General features: G+C 54.6%; 13 protein-coding genes. 11 read left to right on the top strand and 2 right to left on the bottom strand.

The features are described from left to right. Positions 1 to 176 precede the first annotated feature (176 nt). Complete coding sequence (locus GRI36_RS01615) at positions 177 to 1,409, top strand: tyrosine-type recombinase/integrase (RefSeq protein WP_160596879.1); 1,233 nt, start codon at positions 177 to 179, stop codon at positions 1,407 to 1,409. Positions 1,410 to 1,502: 93 nt separating this feature from the next. Here GRI36_RS01615 and GRI36_RS13680 read toward each other — a convergent pair whose 3' ends face one another. Then, positions 1,503 to 1,904 (bottom strand): hypothetical protein, encoded by a 402-nt coding sequence (locus GRI36_RS13680; protein ID WP_202392090.1) that lies wholly within the window; start codon positions 1,902 to 1,904, stop codon positions 1,503 to 1,505. On the opposite strand from GRI36_RS13680, the gene GRI36_RS01610 reads away from it, so the two are divergent. The 7 genes from GRI36_RS01610 to GRI36_RS01580 all read left to right on the top strand — a co-directional run bounded on the left by GRI36_RS01610 (position 1,896) and on the right by GRI36_RS01580 (position 9,410). Beyond that, entirely contained in the window at positions 1,896 to 4,706 is a 2,811-nt protein-coding gene (locus GRI36_RS01610) for a type ISP restriction/modification enzyme (RefSeq protein WP_202392089.1), read from the top strand. The genes GRI36_RS13680 and GRI36_RS01610 overlap by 9 nt on opposite strands. Positions 4,707 to 4,902: 196 nt before the next feature. Beyond that, positions 4,903 to 5,469, top strand: coding sequence for a hypothetical protein (locus GRI36_RS01605; RefSeq protein ID WP_160596877.1), 567 nt, complete (start codon positions 4,903 to 4,905; stop codon positions 5,467 to 5,469). Positions 5,470 to 5,541: 72 nt separating this feature from the next. Beyond that, positions 5,542 to 5,730: a helix-turn-helix domain-containing protein gene (locus tag GRI36_RS14060; protein ID WP_160596876.1), complete on the top strand. Its 189-nt coding sequence runs from the start codon at positions 5,542 to 5,544 to the stop codon at positions 5,728 to 5,730. Between the two features lie 3 nt (positions 5,731 to 5,733). Further along, positions 5,734 to 6,021, top strand: a complete 288-nt coding sequence (locus tag GRI36_RS01595; protein ID WP_202392088.1) for a hypothetical protein — start codon at positions 5,734 to 5,736, stop codon at positions 6,019 to 6,021. A gap of 2 nt (positions 6,022 to 6,023) precedes the next feature. Beyond that, positions 6,024 to 6,245, top strand: a complete 222-nt coding sequence (locus GRI36_RS01590; protein WP_160596875.1) for a hypothetical protein — start codon at positions 6,024 to 6,026, stop codon at positions 6,243 to 6,245. Positions 6,246 to 6,529: 284 nt separating this feature from the next. Beyond that, positions 6,530 to 7,027 (top strand): hypothetical protein, encoded by a 498-nt coding sequence (locus tag GRI36_RS01585; RefSeq protein WP_160596874.1) that lies wholly within the window; start codon positions 6,530 to 6,532, stop codon positions 7,025 to 7,027. A 412-nt stretch (positions 7,028 to 7,439) separates the two neighbouring features. Beyond that, positions 7,440 to 9,410 carry a DEAD/DEAH box helicase gene (locus tag GRI36_RS01580; RefSeq protein WP_160596873.1) on the top strand — a complete coding sequence of 657 codons (1,971 nt, stop codon included), beginning with the start codon at positions 7,440 to 7,442 and terminating at the stop codon, positions 9,408 to 9,410. Between the two features lie 10 nt (positions 9,411 to 9,420). Here the strand turns inward: GRI36_RS01580 and panC are convergent, their stop codons facing one another. Then, positions 9,421 to 10,281, bottom strand: a complete 861-nt coding sequence (gene panC, locus GRI36_RS01575) for a pantoate--beta-alanine ligase (protein WP_160596872.1) — start codon at positions 10,279 to 10,281, stop codon at positions 9,421 to 9,423. Positions 10,282 to 10,331: 50 nt separating this feature from the next. Here panC and GRI36_RS01570 point away from each other — a divergent pair, with 50 nt between their 5' ends. From GRI36_RS01570 to pgmG, 3 genes are read left to right on the top strand one after another with little or no spacing between them, the layout of a single operon-like run. Then, on the top strand, positions 10,332 to 11,168 hold the full coding sequence (locus GRI36_RS01570) for a division plane positioning ATPase MipZ (protein ID WP_202392086.1): 837 nt from the start codon (positions 10,332 to 10,334) through the stop codon (positions 11,166 to 11,168). A gap of 3 nt (positions 11,169 to 11,171) precedes the next feature. Next, positions 11,172 to 11,480, top strand: a complete 309-nt coding sequence (locus GRI36_RS01565) for a J domain-containing protein (RefSeq protein ID WP_160596871.1) — start codon at positions 11,172 to 11,174, stop codon at positions 11,478 to 11,480. After that, positions 11,480 to 12,910: a phosphoglucomutase/phosphomannomutase PgmG gene (gene pgmG, locus GRI36_RS01560; RefSeq protein WP_160596870.1), complete on the top strand. Its 1,431-nt coding sequence runs from the start codon at positions 11,480 to 11,482 to the stop codon at positions 12,908 to 12,910. Before GRI36_RS01565 ends, pgmG begins: the two co-directional genes overlap by 1 nt. Positions 12,911 to 12,920 lie beyond the last annotated feature (10 nt).

Here is a 12,920-nt window from a genome sequence, read left to right as displayed (position 1 = left end):
ACATACTGCGTAATATCGCGGTATTCTGCCATTATTGCGCCGCAGCCATTCATCCCGAGCCATCTGCATCCACTATTATGTAGGGGTATTTTTGGGGGGTATTTGTGATCGGCCAGCCTGATACCCCCATCGGTGGGGGTATCCTATCGGTGAAAACGGGGATGGGATTCGCGACCATGGCACTTACAGACACTTCGATCCGGAACACAAAACCGGGCTTGAAGCCCCGTAAACTGGCAGACGGGGAGGGAATGTTCCTGCTCGTTACACCTGCGGGCGGCAAGCTATGGCGACTGAAATACCGAATCGATGGGCGTGAAAAGCTCTTGTCGATGGGTTCCTATCCCGAAGTCAGTCTTGCCGAGGCGCGCAACCGGCGACGGGAAGCGAGAGAGTTGATCTCCACGGGAAAAGATCCTTCGAGAGAAAAGCAGCGTTCTAAACGCCGGTCAAAGATCGATGCAGAAAATACCTTCAGTGCAATTGCAGCGGAATACTGCGCGAAGCGTAAGCGCGATGGCCAACGCGGCTGGGCACCGGCTACGGCTACTCGCAGCGAATATCTGTTATCTCTGCTTGAACCCGCGATCGGGCGCCTGCCTATCGCCGAGATCGAGCCAGCCGATATCCTAGCCGCAATTCAGCGCATTGAGGGCAGGGGCAATCTCGAGAGCGCGCGCCGCACCCTTCAACTTTCCAGCATGGTCTTTCGCTATGCAGTCGCCACGACTCGCTTGCGGTCTGACCCTACCCGTGATTTGCGTGGTGCGCTTACCTCTCCCACCGTTACGCATTATGCCGCTGTCACCGATGCCAAGGGGGCTGGAGCGCTGTTAAGGGCGATCGATGGCTACAAAGGACAGGGCTATGTGAAACTGGCCTTACAGCTTGCTCCACATGTGTTTGTGCGGCCGGGCGAGCTTCGCCATGCAGAGTGGGCCGATATCGATCTGGACTCGGCGCTTTGGATTATCCCAGAGGCCAAGACAAAGATGAGGAAGCCTCACTATGTCCCCCTATCGAGGCAATCAGTGGGAATATTGCAGGAAATGTTTTCCGCAACCGGACCGAGCGGCCTTGTCTTTCCGTCTATCCGCTCCCGCTCTCGCCCGATGAGTGACAATACCCTCAACGCTTCGCTTCGACGGTTGGGATATTCCAGCGATGAAATGACTGCCCACGGCTTCCGTGCAATGGCTTCCACCTTGCTCAACGAAAGTGGCAAATGGAACCCCGATGCCATTGAACGGGCGCTGGCCCATGGTGAAAGTGATAAGGTGCGCGCTGCATACCACCGCGGTGCACATTGGCAGGAACGCGTGAAAATGGCGCAATGGTGGAGCGATCATCTTGATCAGCTGCGTAAAGGGGCTGACGTTGTGCCGATGCCGACCCGCGAGGCCAGTTAAACTCCTTGCCGCTTGGCGCAGCCTCAGACTGTCGTTAAGCCCCGTGGGCAAAGGCAATCTAGGAAAATCAAGCGTATGGACGTTCAAGGCTACTTAGATGATATCCGCAAACTCCATGCTAGCGGGCAATCGACCGAGCACAGCTTCCGGCCTGCGCTTGAACGGTTGTTCAAATCGATCGATCCCGCGCTCACCGTAATTAATGAACCGAAGCAAATCACCGAAGTCGGCGCGCCTGATTTTGTATTTCAGCGCGGCGATGTCGCGATCGGCTGGTGCGAAGCCAAGGACATTGGCAAGGACATTAAGAAATTCGCAGCGGGCGATTACAGTAAGGGCCAGAAAGACCGCTACCGCAAAGGCCTTCCCAATCTGATCTACACAAACGGGCTGGACTTCGAATTCATTGTCGATGGCGATGCGGTAGACTTCATCACCATTGCCGACCTGATTCCGACCATGCCCGCAAGGCCCGAAGCATTTGCCATGTTGCAAGCCCGGCTGGCTGAATTTGCCAGTATTACCCCGCTTAGCGTTACCTCATCAAAGCGGCTGGCCGAGCTGATGGCGGGTAAGGCGGCGCTAATAAAGGAAATCATGGGCAATGCGCTGGTGGCCGATATGAAGGCCAAGGGTGCGGGTTTCGGCTCCACCGACCTGATCGGCCAGTATGAGGCGTTCAAGGCCAATCTGATTCATGACATTACCGTGGCCGAGTTTGCCGACATCTATGCCGAGACTATCGCCTACGGCCTGTTTGCAGCACGCCTGCATGATGAATCGCTGGATACTTTCACCCGGACCGAAGCGCTCGACCTCTTGCCAAAGTCCAACCCGTTTCTGCGCGCCCTGTTCGTCTATATCGCAGGGCCAAATCTTGATGAGCGATTGCGCCGCGTGGTCGATGATCTTTGCGCGGTATTCCTTGCTGCCGATATGGAACAGGTGCTGCGCCATTTCGGCAAGGTGACAAAGCGCGAAGATCCGTTCCTGCATTTCTACGAAACATTCCTGGCTGAATATAACCCGGCCAAGCGCAAGGCGCGCGGTGTCTGGTATACACCGGAACCCGTGGTGAATTTCATCGTGCGCGCGGTGGATGAGGTATTGAAAACCGAATTTGGTCTGGCCGATGGTCTGGCCGATACCAGCCGTATTTCGGTGGATTGGGATACCGGACAAAACGACCCCAAAACCGGCAAGCCTGCGACAATCAAGAAAGAAGTTCACCGCGTCCAGATACTCGATCCCGCAACTGGGACTGGCACCTTTCTGGCAGAGGCGGTGAAGCTGATTGCCGAGCGAGTGAAGGGCATCGCGCCGGGTCAATGGTCAAACTATGTCGAGAACGACCTGATCCCGCGCATCCACGGGTTTGAGCTACTGATGGCAAGTTATGCCATGTGTCACATGAAGCTCGACATGATTTTGACAGGACTTGATTACAAACCATCGGACAAGCCGCCACGGCTCGGGGTCTATCTTACCAACAGTCTGGAAGAGGGCGAGCGGGTGGAGCAAACCCTGTTCGGCCTTTCACGCGCTATCGCCGATGAAGCCAAAGCTGCTAGCGATATCAAGCGCAAAACTCCGATCATGTGCGTGATGGGCAACCCGCCCTACAACATCAGCACTGTTAATAACGGTGTATGGATCAAAGAAAAAATCAAAATCTATAAAAAGGGTCTAAGTGAGAAAAAGATAAATCTTGATGATGACTACATAAAATTCATCAGATTTGCTCAAAATATGATCGATAATAACGGTGATGGGATTATCGCTATGATAACAAACAATTCGTTTTTATCTGGTGTCACTCATCGTCGAATGCGATTTGAACTCATGCAAAGTTTTCAAAAAATAACGATCCTCAACCTTCATGGAGATAGCAACAAAAAGGAAACCTCTCCTGATGGCAGTGTTGATGAAAACGTCTTTGACATTCGACAAGGGGTTTCAATCGCAATTTTTCAAAAACTGCATCAATCCAATAGTGACTGTGTTGTGAAAAGTGCAGACCTCTTCGGAAAGAGGGGGGGTAAATATAAGTCTCTAGCTCGATTAGAGAATCAATCTACTAAATTTGAAGAAATTGAGCCAAAATCTCCATACTATTTCTTCACGCCTAAAGATTTTCGCGAGGCAGAAAAATACGATTCTGGATTTCGCATATCAGATCTAATTCCGCTATTTAACACCGGCGTAAAGACTGATCGTGACCCTCTTTTCTTGGGGTTTGAAAAATCCAAAATCCAAGAACGATTCAAAACGTTACTTGGTGGAAAATTCGACACCGAATTTGCTCGAAAATACAGAGTATCAGATTCTGGTAGCTACAAAATCACAAGATATATTACTGACGTTTCGTATGATGAGAGTAAGCTAACAAAAATTCTATACCGCCCATTAGATCAGCGTCATATATATTATGATGATGGGATAGTTAGCCGCGCTGGATATAAAGTAATGAGGCATGTCGAAAGTCAGCCAAATTTACTGCTCGTTCTGCCAAAATATGCGACCGACGAGCCCGGAGCAACAGTCGCTGATTGTATAGCAGGCCACAAATCGTTTGGGGCTTATGACATAAATTACGCATTCCCGTTGTATCTTTATCCAGATTTGAACTCTTTGGATAATGCCGTTGCACTCAATATTCATCCGAAGCTCTACAACAAAATCCGCAAGGCGGCTGGCCTCACTGGGCCGATACCCGCGCCAGATAGCGCTACAGTCGAAAGCGGCGCTTTCCGCGCGGCCAGCGGCGATGCCCGCCCAGATGAAGTGAAGGTCTTCGATTACATATATGGCGTGCTGCACTGCCCCTCCTATCGCGAAAACTATGCCGAGTTCCTCAAGATAGACTTCCCGCGCGTTCCCTTTCCATCATCACCCGAAATGTTTCGCACCTTAAGCGAACAAGGCGAAGCGCTGCGCCGTCTGCACTTGATGGAAGGTGCCACGATTGGCGAAGCGCCCTATTCTTTCGATGGCGAAGCACCAGAGGGGCAGGACTGCATGGTCGATAAACCTCGCTTTGAAGGTGGCAAGGTCTGGATCAATGGCAAAGGCACTGATGGCCAATATTTCGGCAATGTGCCAGAGGTTAGCTGGGGCTTCCCTATCGGCGGATACCAGCCCGCGCAAAAATGGCTGAAAGACCGCAAGGGCCGCAAACTGACCTATGATGACATCCGCCACTATCAGAAGATCATCAAGATACTGGCTGAAACTGATCGCATCATGCGAGGGATCGAGATGCCGCTCGATGAAGGTGCTAAGACTGAAACTAACTGAAACCACCCCCTTCGCCGATCGCACTCATAGCGAGCGTGATTCTGGCTTTTAGGACCAATTGCGCCTGACAGCACTTGTAAGCAGGCCGGTTTGCAAGCTAGCTCTCCAAACAGGGGATAGGCCGGCCAGCCGATAAGCACGCATCCCACGTGCTTCCCCACCTCACCAAGGGAACCGCGAGGGAGGCGGGAGATACGTGTTCGATTCAGAGCCATTAGTTGCCAATCAAGCATTCGCTAACTGGATGGAATTCCTTCAGTTAGCTCTAACCGCCTTCGAAGATAGAATGATCATCGCAAAATCTGCGAGTGTTGACGACGGACTTGCACATCTTTTTAACGCGTATGTTGAATTCTATCTTTCGCTCGTTGAAGCGAATGAAACTGTCGGGCTCCCTCTCACTAAGGCCGACATAAAATCGATTGTATTTGATTTTTGGCCAACGCGTGAGATCGACTTGGGGCTCGAAAGAGCACTGGCAACAAAGATTGCCTACGCGGACAACTTTCGCCTTTCTTCTTCAGGAACCAAAGATTCACGGATTGAGGCTGCTATGATGGTAGCCGCCGAAGTTGAAGGACTTGAAAGCTCAGACCCAGTTGAAACGGTTCGAAAGTCGATTCAGCGCTATCGCCGAAAGATCAAGGGTATGAGCGTATTTCAACTGGACCGTGAAACCCTAACGATCCAGCGGCTTGATGCCGAACGTTCCCTATTAGAAGGATTGCCAGGCAAAAAAGGTAGGCCAAGGAGATCAGACTGAAAATGGTGTCCCGTTTTCACCCGCCGCACTTGGAATAGTCCGCATTCGTTCAATCACGAATGAGGTGTAACTATGCAGTCCAAACATCCCGAAATAACTAAGCTCGCCTATAGCGTCCAAGAGGCTTGTGCTGCCACCAGCCTTGGCAGGACATCCATTTGGAATCACATCAAGGAGGGCCGCTTACGCGCCATTCGCGTTGGGGGGCGAACGCTCATTCCGGCCGATGCATTACATTCGCTAATTGAAGGGGGGGGCTGACCTATGCCCCAGAAAAACGAAACCCCGGCGGGCAAGGCCGGGGCTCGCGGCGACTTGATTGGTATTCGATCGCCCGAAATTCTTAGCAGTGCGGCAACGGCACGGCAATTCGATACTCACCGCGATGCAGCGCTTTTTCTATTAAACGGCGGCTATCTCCTCACTCGCAAGGCCGGGAGCTTTCTCGGCCAGCTTGTGGTGGATCAAAGCGAGCTGACTGAAAAGCAGGCTGACTGGCTGGACAAGTTGCTCGCTAAGCGCGGCCTGCCTTCTGTGACGCGGAGGGGCTAACCATGACTGACAGCACACCTTTGCGCCATGCTGGTTTGCGGCTGGGGCCGTTACAGCGCCTGTCAATTCGCTCGGTTCGCGCTGCGGGGCGAAAGGGCCTGATCGTGGACAGCGGACAGCGGCGCTACAATCCCAGTGGCAGGCGCGCGATAGTCTGGCTCGCTCGTGAGGTTTACCGCGTACCGCTCAAGCGATGTTGCCCTTCGGCAATGGTAGCTGATTGAAATGTGCTGCCACACTCTATCGGGCGCGCGTTATATGGCACAATCCATGCCAAACTCTTGAAATGGACCATTTCGGGGGTTTCCGCCCAACTATCCTACCCAATGAAACTTCACCGGATGGAGGGTGCGGTGAAGTTTCAAATTACGCTAATGTCATGGCACAAAATAGGGGCGGGGCGCGAAACTTTGCGAGCCGAAAAAGCCATGCATTGAACGTCAGCCAAATATCCAACCTGGTTGCAGCGACTGCCCATGCCAATGCACTTGGCCTGCCATTCAATCGAATGATCACGATTCACTGGGAAAGAGCGGGGATCGCCTTGCCTCAAATGCCCCGGGCGACGGGCCGTTTTACCGATCTGATGGCCAAGGCGATTGCTAGGCGTGGAGGCGCGACTGCATGGCTCTATACGCATGAAAATGGAGAGGCAAAGGGCGGGCATTGTCACCTGCTCGCCCATGTTCCGGCTGATAGGGCGAAAGCGATGCCCGCTATGCAAAAGCGTTGGCTTCGCTCTATATCGGGCCGACCATATCGGGCGCGGGTCATTCTTAGCAGACCGATCGGTGGACGGCTGGGGCTCGAAAAGACCAATCCTGATCTTCATGCTGCGAATCTAGCTGAAGCGCTCGCCTATTTGATTAAGGGGGCAAATGAAGCGGCGGCCCAGCAATTTGGCTTGAAACGGTTGGAGGCGGGTGGACTTGTGATTGGTAAGCGCTGCGGCACCTCTCAAAACATTGCAGCCAAAGCGAGGCTCGGCGCGGCTGTCATGAAGTGAAACTTCAAACTGATTACACGGACGGTTGCAGCGGCAGGACCAAAAAAAGTGGTCCATTGGCGCTTTGGCCTGCAATTGATGAAAACCTAGGACCCACGAAATTTACATCGACTTCGGTCAAGCCACCAATCAATTTGGGGGTATTTATGGGGGTATCTGGCAAACGCTGTAGTATCTAAATACCGTAATTCTGGGGTTTATGAGCTTCTATTGGATTCCCCTTACCTCCAGACCGTCCCCTCCAAGATTTCCTGCTCCCCAATGCATCTGTTCGCACTTGCACAAAAAAGGGGAAGCCAAACCGGCAGTATGTGTGTATAGCGCATTATTACAAGTCGCGAGGTGCGGCTGAAAAATAGCGTCTCCCAATGTCATACAGGCAATCAGGCGACCTTTAGACATTGCGAGTCCCATGAATTTTACCGAACTGCCGCCAATCCTTGGCGAAGCGCTGGCCGAACGCGGCTATGAGAAACCCACAGCCGTACAATCTGCTGTAATTGAAGCCGAAGCAGCGGGACGCGATTTGATCGTTTCCGCGCAAACCGGCTCAGGCAAGACGGTGGCTTTCGGGCTGGCGATGGCTGAACAATTGCTCGGGGAAGAAGGCAATGTGCCTTACGGTATTGCGCCGCTTGCATTGGTAATCGCGCCGACTCGTGAGCTAGCTTTGCAGGTAAGCCGTGAATTAAGCTGGCTTTACGCTAAAACCGGAGCGCGGGTTACCACCTGCGTCGGCGGTATGGACGCCTCCAAAGAACGCCGTTCGCTGCGCGGTGGCGCTCAAATCGTGGTCGGAACCCCTGGTCGATTGCGCGACCACCTTGAACGGGGCGCGCTCGATCTGTCGGCATTGAAAGCGGCAGTGCTCGATGAGGCGGATGAAATGCTCGATATGGGCTTCCGCGAAGACCTTGAAGAGATCCTCGATGCGACACCTGATGGCCGCAGAACGTTGTTGTTCTCCGCCACGATGCCCAAATCCATCGTGTCGCTCGCCAAGCGTTATCAGCAAAATGCTCTACGCATTTCGACCGTTGGCGATGACCGTGGTCATGGCGATATCACTTATCAAGCGGTGACTATCTCGCCTTCCGAGATTGAAAATGCCGTGGTCAATCTGCTGCGTTTCCATGAAGCGGAAACCGCGATGCTATTTTGCGCAACTCGCGATGCGGTGCGGCGCTTGCATGCGACTTTGCAGGAACGCGGCTTTGCGGTTGTGGCTCTGTCGGGCGAGCACTCACAACAGGAACGCAACCAAGCGATGCAGGCTATGCGTGACCGGCGTGCGCGCGTTTGTGTCGCCACCGATGTTGCCGCACGCGGTATCGATTTGCCCACACTCAGCCTTGTGATCCACGTGGAAGTTCCACGCGATGCAGAAGCTTTGCAGCACCGTTCGGGCCGGACAGGTCGTGCCGGTAAAAAGGGTACCGCGGTGATCCTGGTGCCGTATCCGCGCCGCCGCCGTGTAGAATCGATGCTTCGCGGGGCCAAGATTAACGCTGATTGGATTGGCGCGCCGACTGCGCAAGACATTCGCGTGCAAGACCGTGAGCGGTTGATGGAAACCTTGCTTGCTCCGGTGGAAGTCGATGAAGAGGACCGCAATTTGGCGCAGCGGCTGATTGCGGAACGCAGTCCGGAAGATATCGCCGCAATGCTGGTGCAATCGCACCGCGCCAAGATGCCTCAGCCAGAGGATCTGATTCCGAACACTCCCGAAGCGCGCAAAGAAGCGCAGCAGGATCGCCACCGTCCAGGATTCGAGGACACAGTTTGGTTCCGCATGGATATTGGCCGCAAGCACAATGCAGATCCGCGTTGGTTGCTGCCGCTATTATGCCGCCGTGGTCACATCACGCGCAACGAAGTGGGCGCGATTCGGATTGGCGGGGATGAAACATTCTTTCAGGTGCCAACTGCGATTGCCGACAAATTCGAAGGCGCCGTTCAGCGTACTTCAACTTCCGAAGACGATGACCGTCCGGTCGTAATTGAGCGCAGCGCCGGCGGCCCGCGCGAACAAGCGCGCCACAACAGCAAGCCCGGTGGCGGCCGCAAGCCTTATGGCGGGAAGCCGCGGCATGATGCCCGTAGTGATGCCCGTAATAATGATAACCGCTCTGGCGGTGGCTATAAGGGCAAGAAGCGTTCTGATGGTGGTGCCTCTTATAGTGGTTCTACTTATGGGGGCGGAGCTTCAGGCGACGGTGATGGCTCATCAAGTGGTGGTGCTGTCCGTCCCGGCAAGTGGGATCGCGAGAAATCAAGCGGTAAAAAGCCTGTCAAACAACGCGGGCCGCGTGTGGAGCGTGGCCATGCCAAACCCAAGGGCAAACCAGGCTATCCCAAGAGCGGCGGACGCAAATCGGACTAAGTGCTGGAAACTAGCGGGCCCCGACCGGCATATTGTCGATTAATCGGGTCCCGCCAATTCTTGCGGCAACGAGCAAGCGGCCTTTGCGGTCGCCTAATTTCTCCAGCAATTCCAGGCTGTCTGCATCGCCCAGATCGGCGTAATCGACCGAGCTGAAGCCGGCGCCTAGCAAAGCGTCCTCCAGCGCGGCCAATGTCCGGCCGACGTGCTGACCATCCTCGATTCGCGCAATCGCCTCGCGCATTTCGCGCGGCAAGGTCGCCGCGGCGGCGCGGCTTTCTTCATCCAGATAGCGATTGCGACTGCTCATCGCGAGGCCATCCGGCTCGCGCACAGTCGGAACGCCGATAATGTCACTCGCAAAGGGCCGCGTGAGGTCGAGGTCGCGGGCGATTTGCCTGATGACCGCCAATTGCTGCCAGTCTTTTTCACCGAAACAGGCGATGTCGGGCAAAACCTGATGGAACAATTTGCACACAACGGTAGCGACCCCGTCAAAATGGCCTGGCCGGTCCGCACCGCAAAACCCGCTGCTTACTCCGCTGACAGTGATGTTGCTGGCGAAACCGGCGGGATACATTTCCTGCACAGATGGTGCCCACAGCAGTGCGACGCCTTCGCTCTCAAGCATCGCAGAATCTTCAGCCAACTGGCGTGGATAGGCATCCAGATCCTCGCCCGGACCGAACTGAGTGGGATTGACGAAGATCGACACGGCAACGTGATCCGCCAACTTCGCTGCCTCGCGCATTAGCGTCAGATGCCCTTCATGCAACGCGCCCATTGTTGGCACCAAAGCGATGGTCTTACCGCCTTCGCGCAATTCGCTGACGGTGTTTCTCAACATTTCGAGGTGATTGACTGTTTGCACGGTTGCGGGGGCTCCGGTAGAAGTAGGGTTCAACGTTTCTAGCCGCCAATATGGCTGTTAAACAACCAGATTACAGGATGCCCACCTTGGCCCACACAACTCCGCACCGAATTACTTTCGCGAATGAGAAGGGCGGAACCGGCAAATCGACCACGGCCGTGCATGTCGCAGTTGCTCTGGCCTATGGCGGAGCGAAGGTCGCGGCGATTGATCTCGATCCTCGTCAGAGAACAATGGATCGTTATTTCGAGAACCGGCGGGAGCTGACCACGAATCGCGGGATTGAATTGCCGACAGCGCAATGCACGGTCTTTCAAGGCGAAACCGTAGAGGAGTTTGACGCGCTAGCGGCCAAAGTTGGTGAGGGGATGGATTTCCTGATAGTCGATACGCCGGGCCGGGATGATCTGTTCGCGCGCCATTCCGCGACCGAGGCGGATACGCTAGTCACCCCGATGAACGATAGCTTCGTCGATTTCGATCTGATTGGCCAGGTTGATGCAGAGACGTTCAAGGTTCGGCGCCTGTCTTTCTACGCCGAGTTGATCTGGGAAACCCGGAAAATGCGCGCGATGCAGAAGCGTAAGGAAATTGACTGGGTCGTGGTCCGCAACCGCAGCGGCCACACCGAGGCCCGCAATATGCAGCGAATTGAAAAGGCACTCGGCGAGCTGAGCAAACGCGCCGGCTTCCGTGTTGCCAAGGGGCTGTCCGAGAGAGTCGTCTATCGCGAGCTGTTCCCGTCGGGGCTAACGCTGCTCGACAAGGGGCATTTGGGCGAATTGGGCACCAGCCATCTGGTCGCACGGCAGGAAATGCGCAGCTTGCTCGCAAGTCTGCATTTGCCGAGCATCGCCAAGGCCGAACCCAGTTTGGAGCTGGCTTAGATTATGTTGAAAATACTATTCTTCGCGGCCATCGCATCTGCCGCCTGCAAGCTGATCTTTGGCCGCTGGCCGTGGCACCTGATGCAGACCAAAAGCACCCGTTCGCAAGCGCTTTTTCGCGCACGAAAACTGCTTGGGGTCAGCGACAAAGCGAATCGTCAGGAAGTTTTACAGGCACATAAACAATTGATCACTATGGTGCATCCAGATCGCGGCGGCACCAATGACCAGGTGCACGAGGCCAATGCTGCGCGCGATCTGTTGCTCAATGAATTGCCTTATCCGGCACCCGAATCCTCAAAGGACCCATAATGCCCCATCATTTCGACCCCACCGTCCTTCGCGAATATGACATTCGCGGTATTATTGGCGAAACATTGGGGGCGGAAGATGCTCGCGCAATCGGACGCGGCTTTGCAACTTTGTTGAAGCGCGCCCAGACCGATGCAGGTGGTTCAGAGGGCGTGAACCCCAAAATTGCCGTGGGCTATGATGGCCGCGTCAGTTCGCCCGTTTTGGAGCACGCTCTGGTTGAAGGCATCAATGCCAGCGGGTGCGATGCAGTCCGGATCGGGATGGGACCAACCCCGATGCTCTATTATGCGGCCGCCTCAGCCGAAGATGTGGATGGCGGCATTGAGATAACTGGCAGCCACAATCCCGCCAATTATAATGGCTTCAAAATGGTATTTCAGGGGCGCCCGTTCTTCGGGGAAGACATCCTGACCATCGGACGGATGGCCGAAGCAGGTGACTGGGATGATGGCGTCGGCACTTTCGAGCACCGCGACATCATGGCCGAGTATATTGATCGCTTGCTGGCTCCGCTCGCCGCTTTCACTGATGGACAATTGGATAGCCTCAAAATCGGTTGGGATGCCGGTAACGGCGCAGCCGGTCCCGCTCTTGAATTGCTGGCCGCCCGCCTGCCGGGTGAACATCATCTGCTGTTTACTGACGTCGATGGTAATTTCCCCAATCATCATCCTGATCCAACGGTAGAGGCCAATTTGGAGGACCTGCGCACGCTCGTCGCGGAAAAGAACCTCGACTTCGGAGTGGCTTTCGACGGTGATGGCGACCGAATTGGTGCAATCGATGGCGAAGGCCGCGTCATATGGGGGGATCAACTGCTAATGATTTATGCAGAAGACCTCCTCGCAAGATTACCTGGTTCCACCATTATCGCCGATGTGAAGGCGAGCAGCGCTCTGTTCGACCATGTCGCCGCGCATGGCGGGAAGCCAGTGATGTGGAAGACCGGACACAGCCTGATTAAGTCCAAAATGAAGGAAACAAATTCGCCACTTGCTGGCGAAATGAGCGGCCATGTGTTTTTTGCCGATGAATATTACGGATATGATGATGCGCTCTACGCTGGTGTCCGTCTGATGGCCGCTGCAGTCAATTTAGGCAAATCGGTTACCCAGTTGCGCAGCGATATGCCGCAAATGATCAACACGCCGGAAATGCGGTTCCAAGTTGATGAGAGCCGCAAATTTGCTGCGATAGACGAAGTTAAGGAGCGGTTGGCTGCGAGTCCGGCTCAAGTCGATGGCACCGACGGTGTCCGTGTGACCACTGATGATGGCTGGTGGCTGCTGCGTGCATCCAACACGCAAGATGTGTTGGTTGCTCGAGCTGAGAGTGACACTGACGAGGGGCTGGCGCGATTGATGGCGCAGATTGACGAGCAACTGTCTTTGTCAGGTCTTGAACGCGGAGAGACTGCAGGGCATTAAGCCCGCAACT

Source organism: Pontixanthobacter gangjinensis (assembly GCF_009827545.1).
Taxonomy (GTDB): domain Bacteria; phylum Pseudomonadota; class Alphaproteobacteria; order Sphingomonadales; family Sphingomonadaceae; genus Pontixanthobacter; species Pontixanthobacter gangjinensis.
This window is presented reverse-complemented; position numbering and strand designations above follow the sequence as displayed.